The 23,929-nt window shown below is 39.4% G+C and carries 24 protein-coding genes and 2 pseudogenes; 11 read left to right on the top strand and 15 right to left on the bottom strand.

Annotated features, from left to right (window positions below):
* Positions 1-58 precede the first annotated feature (58 nt).
* From alaS to AA974_RS08080, 4 genes are all read left to right on the top strand, one after another.
* A complete protein-coding gene (gene alaS, locus AA974_RS05545) occupies positions 59-2,602 on the top strand; it encodes an alanine--tRNA ligase (RefSeq protein WP_064433749.1) in 2,544 nt (847 codons plus the stop codon).
* A 1-nt stretch (position 2,603) separates the two neighbouring features.
* Complete coding sequence (gene maf, locus AA974_RS05540; protein WP_064433748.1) at positions 2,604-3,176, top strand: septum formation inhibitor Maf; 573 nt, start codon at positions 2,604-2,606, stop codon at positions 3,174-3,176.
* A gap of 136 nt (positions 3,177-3,312) precedes the next feature.
* On the top strand, positions 3,313-3,723 hold the full coding sequence (locus AA974_RS07940) for a hypothetical protein (RefSeq protein WP_230380941.1): 411 nt from the start codon (positions 3,313-3,315) through the stop codon (positions 3,721-3,723).
* A 313-nt stretch (positions 3,724-4,036) separates the two neighbouring features.
* Positions 4,037-4,366, top strand: a complete 330-nt coding sequence (locus AA974_RS08080) for a hypothetical protein (RefSeq protein WP_230380940.1) — start codon at positions 4,037-4,039, stop codon at positions 4,364-4,366.
* Positions 4,367-4,425: 59 nt separating this feature from the next.
* Here the strand turns inward: AA974_RS08080 and AA974_RS05525 are convergent.
* The 6 genes and pseudogenes from AA974_RS05525 to AA974_RS08250 form a co-directional block, all read right to left on the bottom strand.
* Positions 4,426-5,429 (bottom strand): annotated as a pseudogene (locus tag AA974_RS05525) (formamidase).
* Positions 5,430-5,597: 168 nt separating this feature from the next.
* On the bottom strand, positions 5,598-6,725 hold the full coding sequence (gene carA / locus AA974_RS05520) for a glutamine-hydrolyzing carbamoyl-phosphate synthase small subunit (protein WP_064433745.1): 1,128 nt from the start codon (positions 6,723-6,725) through the stop codon (positions 5,598-5,600).
* Positions 6,725-7,276, bottom strand: coding sequence for a DUF507 family protein (locus tag AA974_RS05515; RefSeq protein WP_064433744.1), 552 nt, complete (start codon positions 7,274-7,276; stop codon positions 6,725-6,727). The genes carA and AA974_RS05515 overlap by 1 nt, the downstream gene beginning before the upstream one ends.
* A 78-nt stretch (positions 7,277-7,354) precedes the next feature.
* The gene (locus tag AA974_RS05510; RefSeq protein ID WP_064433743.1) at positions 7,355-8,602 is read right to left on the bottom strand and encodes a glycosyltransferase family 39 protein; all 1,248 of its coding nucleotides are present in this window, start codon (positions 8,600-8,602) and stop codon (positions 7,355-7,357) included.
* Positions 8,602-9,501 (bottom strand): DMT family transporter, encoded by a 900-nt coding sequence (locus tag AA974_RS05505; RefSeq protein ID WP_064433742.1) that lies wholly within the window; start codon positions 9,499-9,501, stop codon positions 8,602-8,604. Before AA974_RS05505 ends, AA974_RS05510 begins: the two co-directional genes overlap by 1 nt.
* 49 nt (positions 9,502-9,550) lie before the next feature.
* Positions 9,551-9,767 (bottom strand): annotated as a pseudogene (locus AA974_RS08250) (hypothetical protein); the annotation flags it as partial.
* 130 nt (positions 9,768-9,897) lie between these two features.
* Here AA974_RS08250 and AA974_RS05500 point away from each other — a divergent pair.
* Positions 9,898-10,359 (top strand): hypothetical protein, encoded by a 462-nt coding sequence (locus AA974_RS05500; RefSeq protein WP_064433741.1) that lies wholly within the window; start codon positions 9,898-9,900, stop codon positions 10,357-10,359.
* Between the two features lie 19 nt (positions 10,360-10,378).
* On the opposite strand, the gene folP is transcribed toward AA974_RS05500, so the two are convergent.
* The 6 genes from folP to AA974_RS05470 all read right to left on the bottom strand — a co-directional run bounded on the left by folP (position 10,379) and on the right by AA974_RS05470 (position 14,845).
* Positions 10,379-11,521 (bottom strand): dihydropteroate synthase, encoded by a 1,143-nt coding sequence (gene folP / locus AA974_RS05495; protein ID WP_064433740.1) that lies wholly within the window; start codon positions 11,519-11,521, stop codon positions 10,379-10,381.
* Positions 11,518-12,174 carry a DNA polymerase III subunit delta' gene (locus tag AA974_RS05490; RefSeq protein ID WP_064433739.1) on the bottom strand — a complete coding sequence of 219 codons (657 nt, stop codon included), beginning with the start codon at positions 12,172-12,174 and terminating at the stop codon, positions 11,518-11,520. Before AA974_RS05490 ends, folP begins: the two co-directional genes overlap by 4 nt.
* Complete coding sequence (locus AA974_RS05485; RefSeq protein WP_064433738.1) at positions 12,171-12,713, bottom strand: HobA family DNA replication regulator; 543 nt, start codon at positions 12,711-12,713, stop codon at positions 12,171-12,173. Before AA974_RS05485 ends, AA974_RS05490 begins: the two co-directional genes overlap by 4 nt.
* Positions 12,710-13,927, bottom strand: a complete 1,218-nt coding sequence (locus tag AA974_RS05480; protein WP_064433737.1) for an aspartate kinase — start codon at positions 13,925-13,927, stop codon at positions 12,710-12,712. The genes AA974_RS05485 and AA974_RS05480 overlap by 4 nt, the downstream gene beginning before the upstream one ends.
* Positions 13,921-14,394 carry an RNA pyrophosphohydrolase gene (locus AA974_RS05475; protein ID WP_000902630.1) on the bottom strand — a complete coding sequence of 158 codons (474 nt, stop codon included), beginning with the start codon at positions 14,392-14,394 and terminating at the stop codon, positions 13,921-13,923. The genes AA974_RS05480 and AA974_RS05475 overlap by 7 nt, the downstream gene beginning before the upstream one ends.
* A gap of 160 nt (positions 14,395-14,554) precedes the next feature.
* Positions 14,555-14,845: a c-type cytochrome gene (locus AA974_RS05470; RefSeq protein WP_064433736.1), complete on the bottom strand. Its 291-nt coding sequence runs from the start codon at positions 14,843-14,845 to the stop codon at positions 14,555-14,557.
* A gap of 95 nt (positions 14,846-14,940) precedes the next feature.
* Here AA974_RS05470 and hemW point away from each other — a divergent pair, with 95 nt between their 5' ends.
* Positions 14,941-15,978: a radical SAM family heme chaperone HemW gene (gene hemW, locus AA974_RS05465; RefSeq protein WP_064434079.1), complete on the top strand. Its 1,038-nt coding sequence runs from the start codon at positions 14,941-14,943 to the stop codon at positions 15,976-15,978.
* Between the two features lie 51 nt (positions 15,979-16,029).
* Here the strand turns inward: hemW and crcB are convergent, their stop codons facing one another.
* Genes crcB through AA974_RS05450 form a run of 3 tightly spaced genes read right to left on the bottom strand, consistent with a single transcriptional unit; the run spans position 16,030 to position 17,484 of the window.
* Positions 16,030-16,422 (bottom strand): fluoride efflux transporter CrcB, encoded by a 393-nt coding sequence (gene crcB / locus AA974_RS05460; RefSeq protein ID WP_064433735.1) that lies wholly within the window; start codon positions 16,420-16,422, stop codon positions 16,030-16,032.
* Between the two features lie 46 nt (positions 16,423-16,468).
* Entirely contained in the window at positions 16,469-17,149 is a 681-nt protein-coding gene (locus AA974_RS05455) for a uroporphyrinogen-III synthase (RefSeq protein WP_064433734.1), read from the bottom strand.
* Between the two features lie 2 nt (positions 17,150-17,151).
* On the bottom strand, positions 17,152-17,484 hold the full coding sequence (locus AA974_RS05450) for a rhodanese-like domain-containing protein (protein WP_064433733.1): 333 nt from the start codon (positions 17,482-17,484) through the stop codon (positions 17,152-17,154).
* A 71-nt stretch (positions 17,485-17,555) separates the two neighbouring features.
* Here AA974_RS05450 and AA974_RS05445 point away from each other — a divergent pair, with 71 nt between their 5' ends.
* The 5 genes from AA974_RS05445 to AA974_RS05420 all read left to right on the top strand — a co-directional run bounded on the left by AA974_RS05445 (position 17,556) and on the right by AA974_RS05420 (position 23,929).
* Positions 17,556-20,396, top strand: a complete 2,841-nt coding sequence (locus AA974_RS05445; RefSeq protein WP_064433732.1) for an FAD-binding and (Fe-S)-binding domain-containing protein — start codon at positions 17,556-17,558, stop codon at positions 20,394-20,396.
* 73 nt (positions 20,397-20,469) lie between these two features.
* A complete protein-coding gene (locus AA974_RS05440) occupies positions 20,470-21,141 on the top strand; it encodes a di-trans,poly-cis-decaprenylcistransferase (protein ID WP_064434078.1) in 672 nt (223 codons plus the stop codon).
* On the top strand, positions 21,135-21,821 hold the full coding sequence (locus AA974_RS05435) for an ABC transporter ATP-binding protein (protein WP_000959603.1): 687 nt from the start codon (positions 21,135-21,137) through the stop codon (positions 21,819-21,821). The genes AA974_RS05440 and AA974_RS05435 overlap by 7 nt, the downstream gene beginning before the upstream one ends.
* A 312-nt stretch (positions 21,822-22,133) precedes the next feature.
* A complete protein-coding gene (gene purD / locus AA974_RS05425) occupies positions 22,134-23,408 on the top strand; it encodes a phosphoribosylamine--glycine ligase (RefSeq protein WP_064433730.1) in 1,275 nt (424 codons plus the stop codon).
* 41 nt (positions 23,409-23,449) lie between these two features.
* Complete coding sequence (locus AA974_RS05420) at positions 23,450-23,929, top strand: RDD family protein (RefSeq protein ID WP_064433729.1); 480 nt, start codon at positions 23,450-23,452, stop codon at positions 23,927-23,929.

Raw genomic sequence — 23,929 nt, 5'->3', positions numbered from 1 at the left:
TTAAAAAAGCTATAAAATAGCCTTAAAATGCGCGATAAAACAACAAAAAGGAATACCTATGGATATTCGCAACGAATTTTTACAATTTTTTCAAAATAAGGGGCATGCTATTTACCCTAGCATGCCTTTAGTGCCTAATGATGCCACCTTGCTTTTTACCAATGCTGGCATGGTGCAATTTAAAGATATTTTTACTGGGATTGTGCCACGCCCTAGCATTCCTAGAGCGACAAGTTCGCAATTGTGCATGCGAGCGGGTGGCAAGCATAACGATTTGGAAAATGTCGGTTATACCGCAAGACACCACACGCTTTTTGAAATGCTAGGGAATTTCTCTTTTGGGGATTATTTCAAAGAAGAAGCGATCTTGTTTGCGTGGGAATTTGTAACCAAAAATTTAGGGTTTAAGCCTAAAGATTTATATATCAGCGTGCATGAAAAAGACGATGAAGCCGTTAAATTATGGGAAAAGTTTGTGCCTTTTGACAGGATTAAAAAAATGGGCGATAAAGATAATTTCTGGCAAATGGGCGATAGCGGACCTTGCGGACCTTGCAGTGAAATCTACATTGATCAAGGCGAAAAACACTTTAAGGGGAGCGAGGATTATTTTGGAGGCGAGGGCGATAGGTTTTTAGAAATTTGGAATTTGGTGTTCATGCAATACGAACGCTCTAATGATGGCGTTTTGTCCCCCTTGCCAAAGCCTAGCATTGATACAGGCATGGGATTAGAAAGGGTGCAAGCGCTATTAGAACACAAGCTCAATAATTTTGATTCTTCATTATTTGCACCCTTAATGGAAGAAATCAGCGCGCTTACAAGCTTGGATTATGCGAGCGAATTCCAACCAAGTTTTAGAGTAGTGGCCGATCATGCAAGAGCGGTAGCGTTTTTGCTCGCTCAAGGGGTGCATTTCAATAAGGAAGGCCGTGGCTATGTTTTAAGGCGCATTTTAAGGCGAGCCTTAAGGCATGGGTATTTAATGGGCTTGAAAGAAGCGTTTTTATACAAAGTCGTGGGCGTGGTGTGCGAGCAGTTTTCTAACACGCATGCGTATTTGAAAGAATCTAAAGAAATGGTAATGAAAGAATGCTTTGAAGAAGAAGAGCGCTTTTTAGAGACTTTGGAATCTGGCATGGAATTGTTTAACTTGTCTTTAAAGCATTTGAATGAAAATAAAATCTTTGATGGCAAGATCGCTTTTAAGCTTTATGACACTTTTGGTTTCCCTTTGGATTTAACGAACGATATGCTAAGAAGTCATGGGGCGTGCGTGGATATGCAAGGCTTTGAACTTTGCATGCAAGAGCAAGTGAAACGCTCTAAAGCTTCATGGAAAGGCAAACAAAATAACGCTGATTTTAGCGCCATTTTAAACGCTTATAAGCCCAATGAATTTGTGGGGTATGAAACGACAGAATGTTCTGCTAAAGCTTTAGGGTTTTTTGGTAGCGATTTTAAAGAAATAACAGATGCAAATCCTAACCAAGAAGTCTGGGTGTTGCTAGAAAAAACCCCTTTTTATGCGGAAGGTGGGGGGGCTATAGGCGATAGGGGCGCGCTTTTAAAGGGCAATGAAAAAACGGCTATAGTGTTAGATACAAAAAACTTTTTTGGGCTTAATTTTTCGCTCCTTGAAATCAAAAAAGCGCTAAAAAAAGGCGATCAAGTGATCGCGCAAGTGAGCGATGAGCGCTTAGAAATCGCCAAACACCATAGCGCGACGCATTTATTGCAGAGCGCTTTAAGAGAAGTTTTAGGCTCGCATGTGAGTCAAGCAGGGAGTTTAGTGGAATCCAAACGATTGCGCTTTGATTTCTCGCATGCTAAAGCGCTCAATGATGAAGAGTTAGAAAAAGTAGAAGATTTAGTCAACGCTCAAATTTTCAAACATCTAACCAGCCAAGTGGAGCATATGCCCTTAAACCAAGCTAAAGATAAGGGAGCGTTAGCGTTATTCAGTGAAAAATACGCTGAAAATGTGCGGGTGGTGAGCTTTAAAGAAGCGTCCATTGAATTGTGTGGGGGCATTCATGTGGAAAATACCGGGCTTATTGGGGGGTTTAGGATCCTTAAAGAAAGCGGGGTGAGTAGTGGGGTCAGACGCATTGAAGCGGTGTGTGGGAAAGCCTTTTACCAATTAACTAAAGAAGAAAGTAAAGAGCTTAAAAACGCTAAGATTGCATTAAAAAATAACGATGTGGTAGCCGGCATCAACAAGCTTAAAGAGAGCGTGAAAAACAGCCAAAAAGCTCCAACCCCTATGGATTTACCGGTTGAAAAAATCCATGGCGTGAGTTTAGTGGTGGGCGTAGTGGAACAAGGCGACATTAAAGAAATGATTGACCGATTGAAAAGCAAGCATGAAAGATTGCTCGCTATGGTGTTTAAAAAAGAAAATGAACGAATAGCTCTCGCATGCGGGGTGAAAAACGCGCCCGTAAAAGCGAACGCATGGGCTAATGAAGTGGCGCAAATTTTAGGGGGCAAAGGGGGCGGGAGAGATGATTTTGCGAGCGCTGGAGGCAAGGATATTGAAAAATTGCAAGTTGCGTTTAATTTAGCGAAAAATACCGCTCTTAAAGCTTTAGAGGGATAGCATGGAGTTGGTTTTAGGCTCTCAATCTAGCGCTAGGGCGAATCTTTTAAAAGAGCATGGGATCAAGTTTAAACAAAAAGCGCTCTATTTTGATGAAGAAAGCCTAAAAACCACAGACCCTAGGGAGTTTGTCTATTGGGCGTGCAAGGGGAAATTAGAAAAAGCTAAAGAATTGCTTGCAAACAATTGCACTATAGTGGTTGCTGATAGCACAGTGAATGTGGGTTGTCAAATGCAACGAAAAGCTAAAAACAAGCAAGAAGCCCTTGAATTTTTAAAACGCCAAAATGGTAATGAAATAGAGGTTTTAACTTGCTCTGCATTGATTTCCCCCAAACTAGAATGGTTGGATCTATCGGTTTTTAGAGCGCGTTTAAAGGCGTTTGATCCTAACGAGATAGAAAAATATTTAGAGAGCGGTTTGTGGCAAGAAAGTGCAGGCTGTGTGCGTTTAGAGGATTTTCATAAGCCTTATATTAAAAGCTCAAGCAAGAATTTGAGCGTGGGGCTAGGGCTAAATATAGAAGGCTTGTTAGGGGCACTAAAATTAGGGGCTAAAATTGCATCATTATAAACGCTATTATTTAATATTTGTTCTATAAAACACTCAATAATACTATTTTTTAGCTAGCCACCCCCTTGACAAACAAAAAAAAACGATACACTCTAGCATTTGATGTAAAGGGTTTGTCGCATGGGGCATATATCTCATGTTTGGGGAGCGCTTAAAAAAAGAGATGGAAGAGATAGAAAATTCTGATCCCAATCAAAACAATTCTTTCATTACTGCTGTTACGAGCATTGGAGAAATGGCTATCAGTGTTATTTACCCAGGTGCCAAACCAATCATTGATGGTGTCAAGCCGTTGGCTGAGAAAGGTTTGCAAGAGGTGTTCAGAAAGGATAAGCTCACAGAGGGGCAAAAGCTTACAATTTCTAGCTTAAGATTCTTATCGTTATTTTTTATCGTTGTTGCAGCAATGATAGGCTTGTGTCTTATTGTTTTGGGTTTCGGATGGTCTTTTTGGAAAGTAACAGGCTACTTTATTGTTTATGCGATCACTTGCATTGGCTCAACATTACCAAATGTAGGGATAGTTGGTCTGCTAAATGACCGATAATGGGTTCATGATAAAAAGCAATGTTTTTAAGGCTTATCCCTACTAAAAGATAAGCATTAAAACCGTTTCTTGCTTATTTGACTATAGGCATTTAATCTTTAAGGAGTTGTCATGGGATCTTGGTCTCATATTTTTGTGTCAATCTTGGTGGTGGTTTTGGGATTAGCGCTTATTACCATGCTTTGGGCTTTGGTATCGCATAATGGAATGCGTCAATGAGGTTAGGAAAGGTAGTTGGCTCACTCAAATTCTTACTGGATTTGGTCTTTGGGGTTGGCTTACAAGGGGTTCGGCATCGTCTTTCACTTTCTTGTTGGCTAAGTTTGGGCTTGGGAGCATGTTTGCTGGTCTTGGAGTGGTATTAGCTATTCCAACGCTAGCCGGCCGGCTTTTCAGCCGCAGTGGTCTTACAGCCGGTGAGAGATTTTGGGTTTTTATTTTAGGGGCTATTTCTTTAGCATGTTTAGTGGGAATGATCTATTTTGGCTATGGCATTATTACAGATTTTAGCGCTCTATCAACCGCAATGTGGTGGTGGTCTTTATCCAAAATAACATGGTTTTGCATAGGTTATATCGCTTTATGGGGGCTTACGCTTATTATGGGTTTTCTTAAATGTTCTACAATAGAAGATTTTTCGTAAAAATAGGGGAGAAACCAGAACCTTTAAAAGCAGGTTCTAGCAAAATACAAGGTTAGGGATTATTTCCCAAAACGCCCACCGGTGGTAGGGTAGCCATAAATAGAGCCGTCTTTGATTTTCATGTGATCTTCCCAAGGCAATTTATATTTACCAGCGGCTAAGTCTTTGATGTAGGTTAAGCCTGCGTCATGTTCTCCGCCCGGTTTAGCCACATACCCTCTATGGCCTAAGTTGTAAATGTTGTTTTCTAATCCCCAACCTAAGCGAGCGTTGTCTGCCATTTTAGGATAGATTTCTCCAGTTACAATCTCCCAAGGGTTGCGGTGCCCTTGAACAAGAGTCGTGCCATCAAAGTTACAGATTTGCCCCTCGCCAAAGTAGTAAAAGACATTGTCATAGCCGGCTAAATTCACGCTCACGGTATACATCAAATTGTGCCACGCATTAGAGCGGTTGGTCAAAATCCATTGATCATTGACTTGAGTGCTATAGCCTGAAATACGGATATACACATTGCACCCTTTATAGGCCGCTTCTCTAGCGAGCTCTGGAATCATGCCGTCATGGCAAATGCACACGGCTAATTTTGATCCGCCCGGACCCTCGCACACAGGCATTCCTAAATCCCCAGGATACCATGGCTCAATGGGATTCCATGGGAATAGCTTGCGGTATTTTAAAATGATTTTACCTTGCGGATCGATGATGATGGCGGTGTTGTAGGGGTTTTTGTTAGAATCAGGATTGCGTTCCATGATTGAAAAAACACCATAAACTTTCGCCTCTTTACACGCTTTAGCGTATAGCTCTGTCTCTTTACCTGGGACATCTAATAAAAACTCTTCGCTAAGCCACTTAGCGGTATTCAAACCTTGCGTGCTATACTCAGGGAAAATGATAAGTTCCACTCCCGGATACCCCGCTTTAGTCGCATGCAAGGTTCTAATAATGCTTTCAATATTGTGATCAATATCCTTACGGCTATTGACAATTGGCACAGGAAATTGAATGGCTGCCACTAAAAACCCTTCAATAGGTTTTCCCATATACCGATACTTCCCATAATAACTCCTTCTAAAAGTTTTGTCGCAATAACAATAATAATTATTGCGAGAGAATACTATTGCAAGAGAACTAATTTAAAGTAAATGCGAGATTTTTTTTGATAAAAAGATTTAAATCTATTTTTAAAGTGCTTTTCAACCTCTATAGGTGTTGTTTTTAAAAACCTCTAAAAATCCTTTAACAATCCCACAAATTCTTTAAAAATATAGTGGCTCTCTTTGGGACCGGGGCTGCTTTCTGGGTGGTGCTGGACAGAAATAATGGGAGCGTTTTTATAACGCACGCCCTCAATGGTGTTGTCAAAAAGATTGCGGTGCGTGATAACAGCGATTTCTTCAATTTCTTCAGGGACGCAATAGTTGTGGTTTTGCGCGGTGATTTCAACGGTGTTTGTTTCTAGGTTTTTAACGGGGTGGTTGCTCCCATGATGGCCAAATTTGAGCTTGTAAGTAGGGTAGCCTTGCGCGATAGAGAGCAATTGATGCCCTAAGCAAATGCCAAACATGGGGATTTTAGCGTTAATGAGTTGTTTGATTTCTTCAATTTCTTGCTGCAAACTCAAAGGATCGCCTGGCCCGTTAGAGAGAAAAATCCCGCTAATTTCTTTTTCTTCATAGGCCTTAATCAGATCGTTAGCTTTAGTGTGGTGCGGGTAAATAAGGGCTTTTAACCCCACATTTTGAAGCTCGTTTAAAATATTGCCTTTAGCCCCAAAGTCCAGCACCGCGATAATTTTATGAGAGGTTTTTTCATCAAAAGGCTTGTAATCTAGGGTTTTGAAATCAAAAGTCGCGCGCTGGTGCGTGGTGATTTTTTGCGTAGAAACGCTAGACACTAGGGGGGAGTGAGAAATTCTAGGGGCGTTTTTTAAAATTTCTTCAAGCTTGTTTTTGTCATGCTCTATCGTGGAAGCGACCATCATCAAGCACCCATGATGGCGTAAGGTTTTGATCAAACTTCTGGTATCAACGCCACAAATCCCTAAAACGCCACGCTCTTTCAAATAAGCGCTCAGGCTAAAATCCGCCCTTGAATTAGAAAAAAATTCGTTGTAATGGCGCGCTAAAATCCCTGCGCATGAAAAAAAGGATTCATCATCTTTAAAATTAGCGCCCACAACCCCAATTTCAGGCATGCTAAAAACCACAAATTGCCCCTTATAGCTAGGGTCGCTAATGACTTCTTGATAGCCGCTCATAGAAGTGTTAAAAACAAGCTCGCCTGCTTGCGTGCCACTAGCCCCAAAACTTTGCGCTTGCAAAAAAAGCCCGTTTTCTAAATAAAGAGAGATCATTATAAAAAGCCTTTGCGCCTTAATTCTTCTTCATAGAGCCTTTCAAACACAAGCTCGTATTCATCGCTCCCTACGGGCAGTTTGCGTTTGTAATGCTTGATTTTTTCATGCACTTCATTTTCAATGCTTTCATACGCTTTAGAATAAGTATCAATGGATTTGTAAATCAAATTCCTTATCAAATTCTCTGACACGCTAAACATGATCAAGTCCTCATCTAAGATTTTATTCAAAATCTGGTGCGACAAATCGTTACACCTTTCTTCCCAAAACAAATGAAAGCCCTCTTTTTGAGCGATCTGTCTTTTAATCATCCAAAAAAGCTGTCTTTCATCCATCCGCATGAATTCTATCTCATCGGTGTTTTCTTCTAAAAGCTCTCTGGCTTGCTCATCTATGGCGTTTTCTTTTTTAACGCTTTTTTCCAAAATCCCTTCTATCAATCCGCACAATAATTCTCTAGGGGCTTTTAATTCTAATAATTCTGAATGGATAAAGTCGTTGGCAATCTTATGGCTTATATGGTTGATATGGGTTAGTTTGAGTCTCATGATTTTTCTCGCGTATTTTATTTATTTTTGGAGTGTATTTTATCATTCTTTAGATAAAATGCTTTTTAAAGAATGGGTTTAATGGCGCACCAAACTATAGGATTGTAGAATTTTATCAGCGTAGATGATTTCAATATCAGGGCGTTTTTTAGAAATTTTTGCGTTAATCAGTCTTAACCTCCCCCCCTCTTTAATGCCATAAAATTGAAGCCTTAAAGCGAGTTGTTTATCGTCAGTGCGGATTTGATGAATGCCCCTTAATTGCAAGGCCGTAGCGACTTCTTTGGCTAAGAAATGCCGGTTTAATAATTTTTCATTAGCGCCAGAAATTTTACTCCCCCATAAAAAAAGCGTTTCAGTGAGCATTAAAAGATATAAACTAAAAACGCGCAAATAATACTGCCCCCTAAATTCCTTTAAACGCACCCTAAGGCTATTTAAAACGCTTTTAACGAACAAGGGCAAACCAATTAAAGCTAAGGGGGCGAAAGTTCTTAAATCTATCTCTTGGCGCATGCTCAAAAGCAAAGGGAAAAGCCAACCGCTCGCGCTCATAAAGGCTAGTAACGATGGCTTTTTATCAAAAAGGGCTTTATAGATCGTATAAGGGTAGTAGAGGAACAATAAGGGCGAATATAAAAGCATGAGTTCTAAGCATGTGTCTATAAAATACCCACTAGGCAAGCCCTTATTGAAACTCCCGCTAAAAAGAGCAATATTCACGCCTAAACCCACCAAAGCAAAGATCGCGCTTTTAAAATAGCGTATTCTTAAAGCGTAGGTAAAAACCCCTAGTAAAAGCGGGATAAACGCGCCGTCTAAAAACGCGCAAGCGCTAAGGGTTAAATAAGGGATTTTTTGGGTTTTGATATATAAATAGCTAACCAAAAGCCCAAGGCTTAACACCAGCACGCTTTTAGCCAATAGAATCGCAAAGAGATTCACTCCAGGCAATAAAGTGTAAGTCAATACCACATAAAGGGCGTCTTTAGGCTTTTTTAAAATCTTTCGCCCTATAAAATAAAATAAAAACATGTTAATGATATGAGCGATCAAAAAAGGCAATCTTAAAGCCAAGTCGTTTTGGCCTAAAATGGCGGTGCTTTTTTGAGCGATTTGAACAAACCATGCACTGCTGTAAAAAAAATCCTTCGCTTCATTGTAGCTGATAGAAATTTCTCCACTCATCAACAGCCCCAAGGCTAGGACTAAAAAAACCATGACGATAAAGACTAAATCGCTTAAATCAAAGCTCCTTGTTTTTTTCTCTGGATAAATAAAGTAGCGGAAGTATAACGGAGCGCTTTGTAAGGGGCTTAGTCGCATCACTTAAATTTTTTTAATTCTTTTAAAAGAGCGGGCAAGGCAATGAGTAAGCCTGAACATAAAATCAAAGCCACCCCTAAAGCGCTTTTAAGATCCAAAAATGTATCGCCTAAATACAGCCCAAACAATAGCCCCCAAACAATGCGGGTGTATTCAATTGGGGCAATGATCCCAGCAGGAGCGTTCATGTAAGCATAAGTTAAGAAATACTGCCCCAAAGTCCCGCTAATCCCTATTAAAGAAATCCACAAAATGTCTTCTTTTCTAGGAATATGAATGCCTGTGGATAAAAAAGGAATATCAATAAACATGCCTAATAGCCCAAGAAGGCTCATGCCAAAGGCGAACGCTAAAATCACGGCTTGCTTGTCATAATATTCCCTCAAATCCCTTAAAGTAATATACGCTAAAGACACAAAAATCCCGCTCAATATGCCCATAAAGATTTCAACCGGCCCCACATTTTCCACGCTAGGATCTGAAATCAACACCACCCCCACTAGCCCAATGCATGCGGAAATTAACGCGCTTCTTTTGAGTTTTTCTTTCAAAAGCAAAGGGGAAAGAAGCACCGTGTAAATAGGCGCGCATTGCGAGAAAGCCGTCGCTGTAGCGAGCGAAATTTTTTCAATATTATAAAAAAACGCTAGCATGGCCAAGCCCCCTACAACGACCCTAAAAGCGAGCTTTTTAAAACCGCCTTGTTTGTAACTCTTCAAGCGGTAGGGTTTGAAAGGATAAACGAGCAAGAGTAAGAGCGTCATGGTAATGGAGCGGTAAAACACATTTTCCATAGGGGAAAAATAACCCGCTGTGATCTTCACAAACGCGCTCATGATTCCAAAGCATAAATTCGCCAAGAGTATCATTGAAACGCCAAATAAAATGGTATTACGCATGCCCTTTGCCCATAAAGATTTTTAGGGTAGTTTAACCTAAAATCTCTAATTAAGACTTAAAGTTTTTAAGCTTTAAAAGCATAAAAGTTGCATTGATTGGTAAAATCATGCTATAACAATGTTCTAGGAGTTTTACCTTGTTTGTTTTGTCTAGAATGATTCTAGAAACTTCAGCATTTCAAACTCCTTATAGAAATATGAAAACATAAAAACACGGATCCTTTTTGAAAATAAACTCCTAGACCCTTTTTAAAGGGTTTGAATGCATCGCTTAGAAAACTCTTTTAACCCATCGCTTTGTCTCTTGTTTTGTTGAAAACCCCTGCCAGAAAATTAGTCTCATTAGGGAATGGATTTTGCTTAATTTAGCGTAAAATTCAATTTTAGGAAATTCGCATGGCTGTTTCTTCTATCAATCAGTTTGATTCTAATCTCTATGGGCTTTTGAACGCTAAAAGCGCTCCTAAAGAAGACCTAGCTCCTGTTGAAAACACAGAAAAAATAGATAAAGAAAAAAAGGACGCTCCCACAGAAAACCTCCCCTTTAACCCTGACAAGAGAGAGACTTACGGCTTTTTGGTTTTAGAATTGATGAGCGATAGAGAGTATGAGGCTTTTTTAAGGGCTACGGCCGGAATGGATGAGAGCCAAAAACGCCTTGCCGCTCAGTCGCTCTATAGTTTGACGGATTTTTATAACGGGAAATTCTCTAAAGAAGTGGAAAACGCTCCCAAACAACCGATGAATGGCTTGCACAAAAAAGCCCTACAAACCTTTAACGCTACCAACCATAACGCTTTTTTGCAACGCTACCAAAACGCTTATAACAACCCTTCCTCTATGGATGTTACCCTTTAAAATGGGGGTGAGACGCTTTTTAATCCGTTTCTTCCAAACTCTTAAACACCTTGATGAGATCGATATGCTCATCAATATCATGCACTCTTAAAATACTTGCTCCATTTTGCAACGCCATTAAATGCAAGCTTAAAGTGCCAGCGAGCCGGTTTTGAACTTCACGCCCGGTGATAAGCCCGATCGTGTTTTTACGACTCGCTCCCACTAATAAGGGTTTTTTGAATTTGAGGAAGTGGCTTAAATGCTTGATTAAGGCTAAATTATGCTCTTTTAATTTAGCGAATCCAAACCCAATATCTAAAATAATATCTTGAAGCGCGTATTTTTCTAAAACCTCTAGTTTTTCCTTAAAAAAGCGATCCATTTCATCAAATAAATTGTGGTAAAAAACATTTTCTTGCATGTCTTTGGGGGTTTTTTGAGCGTGCATTAAAATGCAAGTAGGCTTGTAATCTCTTGCGACTTCTAGCATTCCAGCGCTATTAAAACCGCTCACATCATTAAGGACAGAAAAATAATGCTCCAAAGCCATTTGGGCTGTTTTGGCATGGTAGGTGTCTATACTGAATTTAGCGCATTGGTAGAGTTTTTGGGATTTGATTTCTAATAAAACTTCTTTTAAGCGATCTTGCTCTATTTTTGGATCAATGATTTCACTCTGCGGCCTTGAACTGGCCGCGCCTATATCAATGAGCGTGATACCCTTTTCTAGCAATTGATAGATTTCTTCAAGTGCTTTTTTGCTATCAAACCGGCTCTTTTCATAGAAGCTATCCGGAGTCAGGTTTAAAACCGCCATGATCTGCGGGTTATTAGGCTTCTGGGCTTTGAGGTGGCTTTTTAATTCTTGCGCTAAATTTTTAAGCCCAAAGGGTTGGGAATGGCACTTAACAATAAGGCGTTCTAATTGGTTAGTGCTCGCAATCAACACCCCATCATAAAAAGGCTCTTTAGCTAAAATGCAATCTCTTGGCGTGGCAAAATCGCCCCCAACGCTTATGGCTTCTTGCTTTAAAATGAGTGCAGCACTTAAGGGCAGATGTTGGATTTCAAAAACAAAGCTAACGCCTTTTTGGCCCATACGGATTTGCGCGATCTTTTCTGGACCTATTTTTTGTAAAGCGTTTTTTAGTGCATCAGGGTTAAGGCGTTTTAAAATCATGGCGTTTTCTTTTTAGATAAAAGGCTTAAAAGTAGGGGTAAAAGATTATAGCTGAGCTTGTAATAAGAGCTATTAGCCTTGATCGCTAAATCAAAGGCTTGCAATTCTTGCTCATTTAATGGGATTTGGTGCCTGTTAACACTCTCTAACAGGCTTTCAATTTTTTCCCTCTGATTTTCTCTAGAATCAAAACTTTCTTTGTCTGAATTTTTTAAAAACGCATAAATGTCTTTCAAATCCAGCCTTGATAAATCCAAATCTAAAGGTTTTAGGGGGATTTTTTGGCGTTTGTCTTCTTTGATTAAGCGGGATTTAATGGTGGCTAAAACATGGCTTGGGCTTTTAGCAAACATGATAAAACAAACATTATTCGGGGGTTCTTCTAAGATTTTTAAAAGCGCGTTTTGGGCTTCTATGCCATAACTGGGCGCGGCGATTAAAAAGGCGTTCAGTTCACTGTGTTTTAAGTGGGCCTTTGAAATAACTTCTTTGGCATGCTCTATTTTAAAGTCCTTGTTAAAAGTTTTGATCACCTTTTTGTCTTTTTCAATAATCTCCGTGTAGAATTTAATGTGGCGTTTAAAAAGGCTTGCAGTCTCTTCTAGGCTCTCTTCAAGATTGTCCGTATAAATAAGGCGGTTGAAATTTTTCACAGAGTAACCTTATTGTATAGCGCGCTAAAAAGCGCGTTTTCAAAGAGTTTGAAGAGCTGCAATAATTTATAATCCAGCAAGCTGTCATGCTCTTTTAAAAGCAAGCAATCTTCTTTAAGCTCTTCAAAAAGCCATAAAAAACTAGGGATTTTACTCAGTAGTATCGTTTTCAAGCCTTCATTTTCAACCCTCCCAACATGCCAAAACATGGGGTTTTGATAAGTCATCTCTATGGTGGCTAAAGAGAGATTCGCATCGTTTTTGGGGTAGAAAGAAGAAGCGTTAAAATCAATGACTGGCAATAAGGGGCGCTCTTTTAAATCTTTAGGGTTGAGGTTAGAAAGAATGTAGTTTAAAAACCAGCGCCTAGAAGAATCAGCGCTCACTAACAGCGATCCGCCATTAAGCACATGCGAGATGGTTTGCGCGATGAGTTTTGCATAGCTTGATCGCTCTAATTCCAACCACCCGCTTTGTTGGGCGATAAATTCCCCCTGATCGCGCGCAAATTCCTTGATCCAGTCGTAGAAATTTTTCATTGATCTAATTGATACACCGCATGCAAAGTTCTAACGGCTAATTCAGCGTATTTAATGTCAATCAAAACCGAAATTTTAATCTCGCTTGTAGAAATCATCATGATATTGATATTGTCTTTGGCTAGGGCTTTAAAAGCGATACTCGCTACCCCAGAATGCGACTTCATGCCCACGCCCACTATGGAAACTTTAGCGATATTCTCATCATAATCAATGGAATCCATTTGCGCTAAAAAAGGCTTTAAGGCTTGCTTGGTTTCTTCTATTTGGGTTTTAACGATCGTAAAATCCAAATCGGTTTTGCCGTCTCTGCCGATCGTTTGGACTATCATATCCACATTAATGCGATACTCCGCTAAAGCGCCAAAGATTTCAGCGGCAATGCCTGGCCTGTCTTCCACGCCCTCCATGCTCACACGAGCCTGATTTTTATCCAATGCGATCCCGCTCACTATAGGGGTTTCCATGCGTTCTCCTTTAAAGTCTTTTTCAGCCACAATGAGCGTGCCTTCGCTGTGGTTAAACGAATTGCGAGTCACTAACTTCACGCTGAGTTTTTTGGCCAATTCTACCGAGCGGTTTAGTAAAACTTTAGCCCCCATAGAAGCCAGTTCAAGCATTTCATCATAGCTGATTTGCGTGATTTTTTGAGCCTTTTCTTCAATGCGCGGATCAGTGGTATAAACGCCATCCACATCCGTATAGATTTCGCACAAACCCGCTTTTAAAGCCCCGGCCAAAGCGACCGCGCTCAAATCGCTCCCTCCACGCCCTAAAGTCGTTGTTTCGCCTTGAATATCAGCGCCTTGAAACCCAGCGATCACCACGATGTAGTTTTTTTCTAAAAGCTCTGTGATGCGTTGAGTGTCAATGGATTGGATCACGGCGTTTTGAAAATGCGAACTGGTTAAAATGCCCGCTTCTTTCCCGCTCAATGAAATGGCTCTATGCCCATACCTCTCTAACGCCATGCTCAAAGCCGCGCTTGAAACCAATTCCCCCACGCTTACAATCCTGTCCATTTCTCGCTTGTTAGGGTTATGGCTAAAATTCTTACCAAATTCTAAAAGCCTATCGGTTTCGCCGCTCATCGCAGAAACCACCACTACTACCTGATGCCCTGATTTAACGCTTTCTAAAACCCTTTGGGCGACATTGTGGATCCTTTCCACACTGCCCATGCTCGTGCCGCCGTATTTTTGAACGATTAACACCCTAAATACCCCTCTCTCCTGAAATAAGCAATGACTTGGCGGTACACTTGACGCTTAAAGGGAACGATTTTTTTAAGCAAATCCTTAAGATGGATGAATTGATAGGCTCTAAATTCTGGCGTGTGTTTGTTCAAATCAATGTTGTTAGCATGCTTTAGGCGCACTAGAAAATAGCGTTGTTTTTGCCCGTCAAACGAATAAAATTTATGCTCCATGTTGCTTGGGAAATCATAAGCGATCCATCTGGGGTATTGCGCTAAAATCTCTATTTCATTCGTGCCGATTTCTTCTAATAATTCCCTATGGAGCGCTTCTAAAGGGGTTTCGCCCTCATCAATGCCCCCTTGGGGGAACTGCCACGCCCCTTCAATATCTATGCGCTCGGCGATAAAAATTTCGCATGTATTAGGGTAGTCTGGCGACACAATGATAGCCGCAACATTAGGACGATATTTTTTGTGTAGCATAGGTCTTTATTTCAGCTCTTTCTTGTTTGATTAAGATGATATTATAGTGTATGCTGGCTTTAAGTAGGGTTAAGAATGCCATTAAAATCAAAAATTAAGAAAAAAGGGTTTGAAACTCATTTTAATAGCACCCAAATAGCGCTATTAAAACGAAGAGAGTTTATTTGAGAGTGGGGATGTATTTGGCTAAAGCTTTGATGTCTTCATCGCTCAATTTTTTAGCTTGCGCGGTCATGACAGGATTCTTATTAGCACCATTTTTAAAATCCATAAGCTCTTTTTCAATTTCTGCTTCAGTCATCATGTTGACGATTTTGCTCTTGCCTAAAGCTTTCTTTTCAAACTTAACCCCATGGCAAGCGGCACAACTTTTTGCGAGAGCTTTAACGTCTGTTGCCATTAAAGCGTTTGCGAACGCTAAAACGCCTAAAGCCATAATAACCTTTTTCATAAGTTTGTCTCCTTTACTTATCAAAATAATCTTAAAATGATACAATTACAAGTTTAAGTTTTGCTTAAAATGAAATGAAAATGAGAGAAATAAATATGATTTTATACATTCATATCCCCTTTTGTGAAAATAAATGCGGTTATTGCGCTTTCAATTCCTATGAAAATAAGCATGGGTTAAAAGAAGAATACATTCAAGCGTTATGCCTGGATTTAACGCATGCGTTAAGCCAAACTGATGAAGTAATTGAGAGCGTTTTTATTGGCGGCGGCACGCCTAACACTTTAAGCGTGAAGTCTTTTGAAAGGATCTTTGAAAGCATCCATCACAATGCAAATTTGAGCATGGATTGCGAGATCACCACTGAAGCTAACCCCGAATTGATTTCTAAAACTTGGTGTCAAGGCTTAAAAGATTTAGGGATCAACCGTTTGAGTTTAGGGGTGCAAAGTTTTAGGGAAGATAAATTATTGTTTTTAGAGCGCCAACATTCCAAAAATATCGCTCCTGTGATAGAAACTATTTTAAAAAGCAAGATTGAAAATATCAGCATTGATTTGATTTATAATACCCCATTAGATAATGAAAACTCTTTAAAAGAAGAATTAAAGCTCGCTAAAGAACTCCCTATCAACCACTTGAGCGCTTATGCTTTGAGTATTGAAAAAAACACGAATTTAGAAAAAAACGCCAAAAAACCCTCATGCACCCATTTTGACAATATAATAAAAGAGGCTTTAGAGGGCTTTTCTTTCAAGCAATACGAAGTGTCTAATTACGCTAGAGGTTATCAAGTCAAACACAACTTGGCTTACTGGGGGGCTAAAGATTATTTAGGATGCGGGGCTGGGGCTGTAGGTTGCGTGGCGAATGAACGCTTTTATGCGAAAAAACTCATAGAAAACTACATTAAAGACCCCCTAAAACGCCAAGTTGAGACGCTTAGCGAACAAGACAAGCGTTTAGAAAAGCTGTTTTTAGGCTTGAGGTGTGAGTTGGGGGTTGAGCTTAGTTTCTTAGACGCTAATAAAGTAAAGTTTTTGATTGAAGAAAATAAGGCTTTCATTAAAAATAAGCGATTGATAGCGAGCGATTTTTTCATGGCCGATGAAATGGCTTTGTGGCTATTGTAATCGTTAGGTTCTGCTTTAATCAAGCGTTAATAAAACGCTAAAAAGCGTTTTTTAATGAATGCCTACAAAATTTTTAGCCAAAAACCAACCAATGGCTACCCCAATAAGCCCTAAAATGTTAGTGCCTAAGACATAAGAAACGGCTTCCATGTATTGGGATTTTTGCAAGAGTTTTAAAGTGTCTAGCCCGTAAGAAGAAAAGGTCGTAAAACCCCCTAAAACCCCAGTTACAAAGAAAATCCCAAAATCATCACTAAAAACTTTTTTAACAGCCAAATGCCCCATAAAGCCGATGATAAAACACCCTATTACATTCACGCTAAAAGTCCCTAAAGGAAAACTTTCAAACATTAAAAATTTACTGGGCATCATTTTGCCCACAAAATACCTTAGTGAACTCCCTATAGCCCCCCCTAAAGCGGCCCATAAAAAGACAAAATTCATGCATCATCCTTTAAAAAATAACTGAAAGCATTATAATGAGATGTTTTTAACATTCCTTAACCCTCAAACTTAAAGCCAGTTCTAAACACGCTTCTAAGGAGGGCTTTTTAGCGCTATAGCTTTGAATGCCTTGCTCTTGCAAATAAAGAGCGGTCGTGTTGCCAATGCTTATAGCGGTGTAATTTTCTAAAAATTCAAAATAGTGTAAAAAGGCTTTTGCATGGCTTATAGCGGTAAAAATAAGAATGCTCTTTTCTTTGGGTTTTAGGGCGTTTTGTTCGCTTAAAGTCAAATGTTTGAGCTTGTTTTCATAAACAACGGCTTGCTTGAAATCAATGCCATGCTCTAAAAGAAGGGTGTCTAAAGAAGAGGCAATCTCTTTTGCCCTGAGATACAAAACGCTTTTTTCTTCCAATAAAGGAATGATTTCTTGAACGAACTCTTTGCCATGGGCTTTTTTCCCTATAAAGGCGGTTTTAAAATGGTGATCTTGTAAAGTTTTTGCGGTGGGTTCGCTCAAAGCGTAAGCAGGAATATTTTGTAAAATTTGGAGTTTGGGGCTGTTTTTTAGAGTTTCTAGTAAGGAAAACACCGCATTTTTAGAAGTGAAAATAAGGGCACTAAAAGGGGTTGGATCTAATTCTAAGGGATAGTAGCAAAATTCATTTAAAATGAGAGTCTTATAAGGGGCGATTCTTTGAGAATGCACCCATACAATCTCCCTCATGCCTAGTTTTTTTTACCGCTAGTGTCATCATAGACCATTCTAAAGCCGTATTTTTCAAAATCATAGACATCGCCCTCTAAATAATAGGGCGTATAGCCTAATGCATGCATGCTTTTAGCCGCATCTAAAGCCCTGCGACCAGCCCTGCAATGGAGCAACACTTTTTGATCTTTGTGCTGGGATAAAAAATCAGCGAGCTTTTCTTGATCATTAACGCTAATGAGCGTGGCGTTAGGCAAATGCAATTCTTCATATTCGTCCAACTCGCGCACATCCACCACTATGAAATCATTGAAATTGACTTCTTCTAAACCGATTGCATAATCTTCAAGCATGTTTATCCTTAATTTCTAAAATAAGGTTATGTTACAATGATTTGATAAATAGGAATGTTTAAGGAGCGTGTGTGGCAGAAAATTATGACGCTTTTTTTACCGAAGCGAGCGGGTTTTTAAGCGATAGGGTTTTTAAGGATTATTTACGCCGTTTGGCTTATGGCATTGATGCGTCATGTTATCGTTATATCCCTAAAATAGTCGCTTGGGTGAAGAATGAAGAAGAAGTTCAAAAGCTTTGTGTTTTAGCCAAAAAGCATGGCGTTTCATTGACTTTTAGAGCGGCTGGGAGTTCCTTATCAGGGCAAGCGAGCTGTGATGGGGTGCTAGTGATGGCTACGCATTTTTTCAAAGACGCTAAAATTTTAGATAACGCTAAAAGCATCCAGCTCTCATGCGGAGTCATAGGAAGCAACGCGAACGCTTTATTGAAACCTTACCACAAAAAAATAGGCCCGGATCCCGCTACAATAAACACCGCTATGATAGGGGGGATTGTCGCTAATAACGCTAGCGGGATGTGTTGCGGGGTGGAGCAAAACAGCTACAAAACCCTAAAATCCTTAAGAGTCATTTTAGCTGACGGCACTCTTTTAGACACGGCCAATCAGAAGAGCGTTGAGAATTTCAAAAACACGCGCAAAGATTTGATTGAAGGGGTTTTGAATTTAAGAAAAGAGATTTTAGAAGATAAAGCATTGCATGCTTTAATTAAGAAAAAATACGAGATCAAAAACACCACCGGCTACAGCTTAAACGCTCTCATTGATTTTGAAGACCCTATTGAAATTATCAGCCATTTATTCATAGGCTCTGAGGGGACTTTAGGCTTTATTTCAAGCGTGGAATTAGAATGCGTGAAAGACTACGCTTATAAAACTTGCGCGTTATTGTTTTATGAAAATTTAGAGCGATGCGCCAGAGCCGCTCAAATTTTAGCCGCTTTAAAAGCCAGACAGCCTGAAATGATTTCTTCAGCAGAGCTTATGGATTATGCGTCCTTAAAAAGCGTGAAAGGTTTGGAGGGCATGCCTAGTGTGATTTTAGAAGTCAAAGAGTCTAACGCATGCTTACTCATTCAAAGCGAAAGCGATGATCCTTTAATTTTAGAAAACAACATGCAAACGATTTTAAACGCTTTGAGCACGATACCGGTCGTTTTAGATTCTCAAATCAGCAGTGATCCTAATATTTATCAATCGTGGTGGAAGATCAGAAAAGGCATTTTCCCTATCGCAGCGTCTCAAAGAAAAAGCCAAAGCTCTGTGATCATTGAAGACGTGTGCTTTAGTCAAGAGAGTTTTGTAGAGGGGGCAAAAGCGATTGAAGGGCTTTTAAAAAAACATGGCTTTAAGGATAACAGCATTATTTTTGGGCATGCGTTAAGCGGGAATTTGCATTTTGTCGTTACGCCGATTTTAGAAAATGAAGCTGAAAGAAAGGCGTTTGAAAATTTAGTTTCTGACATGTTTTTAATGGTGAGCAAAAGCTCTGGCTCTATTAAAGCCGAACACGGCACAGGCAGGATGGTAGCCCCCTTTGTGGAAATGGAGTGGGGAGAAAAAGCCTATAAAATCCATAAACAAATCAAAGAATTGTTTGATCCTAACGGCATTTTAAACCCTGATGTGATCATCACAAACGATAAAGAAATCCACACTAAAAATTTAAAGAGCATTTACCCTATTGAAGAGCATTTGGACATGTGCATGGAATGTGGGTTTTGTGAAAGGGTTTGCCCTAGCAAAGATTTATCTTTAACGCCACGACAACGAATCGTTATCCACAGAGAGACAGAGCGCTTGAAAGAAAGGGTGAGTCAAGGTCATCATGAAGATCAAGTTTTATTAGACGAGCTTTTAAAAGAGTCTGAATATTTAGCGCACGCCACTTGCGCGGTGTGCCATATGTGTTCTATGCTATGCCCTTTAGGAATTGATACCGGAAGAATCGCCCTAAATCATTATCAAAAAAACCCTAAAGGCGAAAAGATCGCTTCAAAGATCCTTAACAACATGCAAACAACCACAAGCATGGCTCGTTTTTCTTTAAAAAGCGCTCGCTTAGTTCAAAATCTCATAGGATCTCACAAATTAGTAAGCCTGACCAAAGGGATTAAAAAATTCATCAAGCCTTTCCCTAAAGCCTTTAATTATATGCCCAAAAACAACGCCTATCCTTTAGAAAATAAAACGCTTAAGAGCGAAGAAAAAGTCATTTATTTCAGCACCTGCATCAACCGCTCGTTCGCTCCATCAACCAAAATGGCGGATAAAAGATGCATTCAAGAAGTGTTTGAATCCTTATGCCAAAAAGCCAAAGTTTCTGTAATGTATCCTAATGGATTGAACACGCTTTGTTGCGGGAAAGCCTTTATCAATTACACCGACTTGACCAAACAAAACAATGAAAAAAACCATGCGATTTTTTTACAATTAAGCGATAAGGGAAAAATACCGATCGTTTTAGACCATAGTGCATGTTCGACGCATTTTTTCAAGCAAATGAAAGCTTATAAGGATTTGAAAGTCTATGATTTGAGCGTCTATATTGAAGAAGTTTTAAGCCCTAAATTAAAATTCAACCCCGTTAACGAAGACATAGGGCTATACACGATGTGCGCTTTAAAGTTAGAAAATAAAGAAGAGTTGTTATTCAATTTGGCTAAAAAATGCACTTTAGGCGAGATTGTTATCCACAAAGAGACAGGTTGTTGCGCCTTTGCGGGGAATAAGGGCTTTTTTACCCCTGAATTGAACGAGAGCGCTTTAAACGACTTTCAAGCGTTTTACCAATCCTATGATCTTAAAAGGGGTTTTTCCACTTCCAGCACTTGCGAGATCGGTTTGAGTGAAAAAACCCACTTTTCTTGGCAGCATATCGCTTATTTAGTGGATGCTTGCACGCTTTAAATGGTGTATAATTGAAGAATTTCTTTAAAGGGTAAAGGCATTGGATAACACTCTCAAACATCTTGCCATTATTATGGATGGTAATGGCAGGTGGGCTAAATTAAAGAATAAAGCTAGGGCTTATGGGCATAAAAAGGGCGTAAAAACCCTTAAAGACATTACGATCTGGTGCGCTAATCATAAGCTAGAATGCTTGACTTTATACGCTTTTTCTACAGAAAATTGGAAACGCCCTAAAAGTGAAGTGGATTTTTTAATGAAGATGCTTAAAAAATACCTTAAAGACGAGCGATCCACTTATTTGGATAATCACATACGCTTTAGAGCGATAGGGGATTTAGAGGGCTTTTCTAAAGAACTGAGAGATACGATCTTGCAGCTTGAAAACGATACTAGGCATTTTAAGGATTTTACTCAAGTTTTAGCCCTTAATTACGGATCTAAAAACGAGATTTCAAGGGCATTTAAAAGCTTGCTAGAAAGCCCGCCTAGCAATATAAGCCTTTTAGAAAGCTTAGAAAATGAAATTTCTAATCGTTTAGACACGCGCAATTTGCCGGAAGTGGATTTATTGTTACGAACGGGGGGGGAAATGCGCTTGTCTAATTTTTTATTGTGGCAGTCCAGCTATGCGGAATTGTTTTTCACGCCGATTTTATGGCCTGATTTCACCCCTAAAGATTTAGAAAATATCATTAGCGATTTTTACAAAAGAGTGCGCAAATTCGGGGAATTAAAATGCTAGTAGAAATAGAGAATTTGACTAAAACTTATGGGAGTTTAAAAGCGCTAGATAATATCAATTTGAAACTACCCAAACAGCAATTTATAGGGCTTTTAGGCCCTAATGGGGCGGGTAAAACCACTCTGTTAAAAATTTTAGCCGGATTGAATTTGAACTACCAAGGGGAAGTGAAAATTTTAAATCAAAAGATCGGTATAGAAACTAAAAAAAGCGTGGCGTTTTTAAGCGATGGCGATTTTTTAGACCCTAAATTAACGCCTTTAAAAGCGATCGCTTTTTACAAGGATTTTTTTAGCGATTTTGATTCATCAAAAGCCCTAGATTTACTCAAACGCTTCAGCGTGCCTTTAAAAAGAGAGTTCAAAGCCCTTTCAAAAGGCATGAGGGAAAAATTACAGCTGATTTTAACCCTATCACGAAACGCTTCTTTGTATCTTTTTGATGAGCCGGTGGCTGGGATTGACCCTATTGCAAGAGAAGAGATTTTTGAACTCATCGCTAAGGAATTTAGCCAAAACGCAAGCTTGTTAGTTTCTACGCATTTGGTGGTGGATGTGGAAAAGTATTTAGACAGTGCGATCTTTTTAAAAGAAGCTAAAGTGGTGGCTTTTGGGGATGTGGGAGAATTGAAAAAAGGGTATAGCAGTTTGGAAGCGGCGTATAAAGAAAGGTTGAAATAAATCAGTCAGCTTGTCTTAAAACGCCCAAACGCCAATCAAAACTATCACAGATCGCTTGAATATTTTTGCATGGAATTTCTTTAAAATTTAAGTATAATTGTAAGCATCGCCTAGATGATTCGTGTTTCTTATTGATGGCAAGTTCGTTGAAAAAATAAGTTAGGCTAAGGTAGTGGTTTTTGTGTGATGGCATTTTTTAAATCTGCCCCTAAGAAAATCCTCCTAGCCTTATTAGTGTAGGTTTGTTGAACTTATGCGCATGTAAAAGTAGCGGTCATCTGGGTTTAAAAACAACCACATTGCAGGAAAGACATGAAAGATAACAACAACTATAATGTTTTAATTGTGGGGAATAAGGGGCGAGAGTATGCTTTGGCTCAAAGGCTTCAGCAAGATGAGCGAGTGAATGCTTTGTATTTTTGTTTGGGTAATGGTGGCACTCAAGATTTAGGCGAGAATCTGGAATGCGAACATTACGAGCATATCGTGGAATTAGCCCTGAAAAAACAGATCCATTTAGCCATCATTTCAGAAGAAGAGCTTTTGATTTTAGGGCTTACAGAGATGCTAGAAAAAGCGGGGATTTTAGTGTTTGGGGCTTCTAAAGAAGCGGCTAAGTTAGAGGCTTCTAAAAGCTATATGAAAGCTTTTGTTAAAGAGTGCGGTATCAAAAGCGCGTCTTACTTTGAAACAAACGATTTAAAAGAAGCTCTCAATTACATTCAAAACGCTTCCTTCCCTTTAGTGATTAAAGCGTTGAATAAAAACACAAGCATTGTCCATCATCAAGAAGAAGCGCTAAAAATCCTTGAAGACGCTTTCAAACAAAGCAATGAGCCCGTGATCATAGAGCCTTTTTTAGAGGGGTTTGAGCTTTCAGTTACAGCGCTCATAGCCAACGATGATTTTATTTTGTTGCCCTTTTGCCAAAACTACAAACGCTTATTAGAGGGGGATAATGGAGTCAATACAGGGGGTATGGGGGCCATCGCTCCTGCAAACTTTTTCTCTAATGAACTAGAAGAGAAAATAAAAAATCATATCTTTAAACCCGCTTTAGAGAGGCTTCAGGCTAATAACACGCCTTTTAAAGGGGTTTTACTCGCTGAAATTGTGGTCATAGAAGAAAAGGGCGTTTTAGAGCCGTATTTAGTGGATTTTAGCGTGCGTTTTAAAGATATTGAATGCCAGACGATTTTACCCCTTTTAGAAAGCTCGCTTTTAGATTTGTGTTTGGCTACAGCCAAAGGGGAATTAAATTCTCTTGAATTGGTGTTTTCTAAAGAATTTGTGATGAGTGTGGCGCTTGTTTCTAGGAATTACCCCACTAGCTCTTCGCCCAAACAAACCCTTTATATTGATCCGGTTGATGAAAAAAAAGGCCATTTGATTTTAGGGGAGGTGGCGCAGGATAATGGCGTGTTTGAAAGCAGTGGAGGGAGGGTGATCTTTGCCATTGGCAGAGGAAAATCCTTATTAGAAGCCAGAAACCATGCTTATGAAATCGCTCAAAAGGTGCATTTTGAAGGCATGTTTTATCGCAAGGATATTGGTTTTAAGGTGTTAGATTTGAAAGAATATTCTTGAAGTTTGAGACAAACCAAAGAGTTTGTCTTGTTTGTTTTTGAATGCGCTCTCCCAATTTAGAAAAAGAAGAAACTGAAATCATAGAAACACTCCTTATGCGTGAAAAAATGCGTTTATGCCCCTTGTATTGGCGCATCTTAGCGTTTTTAACCGATGGTTTGTTGGTGGCGTTTTTATTGAGCGATCTTTTAAGGGCATGCGATTTCTTGCATTCTCTATATTGGCTGACTAACCCCATTTATCACAGCGTGTTTGTTGTGATGGGTTTTATCATCTTGTATGGCGTTTATGAAATCTTTTTTGTGTGTTTGTGCAAGATGAGTTTGGCTAAACTGGTTTTTAGGATTAAAATTATTGATATTTATTTAGCAGATTGCCCTAGTAGGGCTATTTTATTGAAGCGTTTAGGGCTAAAGATCGTGGTTTTTCTATGCCCCTTTTTATGGTTTGTAGTATTTAAAAACCCCTATCATAGGGCGTGGCATGAAGAAAAAAGCAAAAGTCTTTTGGTGTTGTTTTAA

The sequence above is a fragment of the Helicobacter pylori genome (assembly GCF_001653475.1).
In the GTDB taxonomy this organism is placed as follows: Bacteria; Campylobacterota; Campylobacteria; order Campylobacterales; family Helicobacteraceae; genus Helicobacter; species Helicobacter pylori_CM.
Note: the sequence above shows the minus strand (reverse complement) of the source record. Positions and strands in the feature narration are given on the sequence as shown.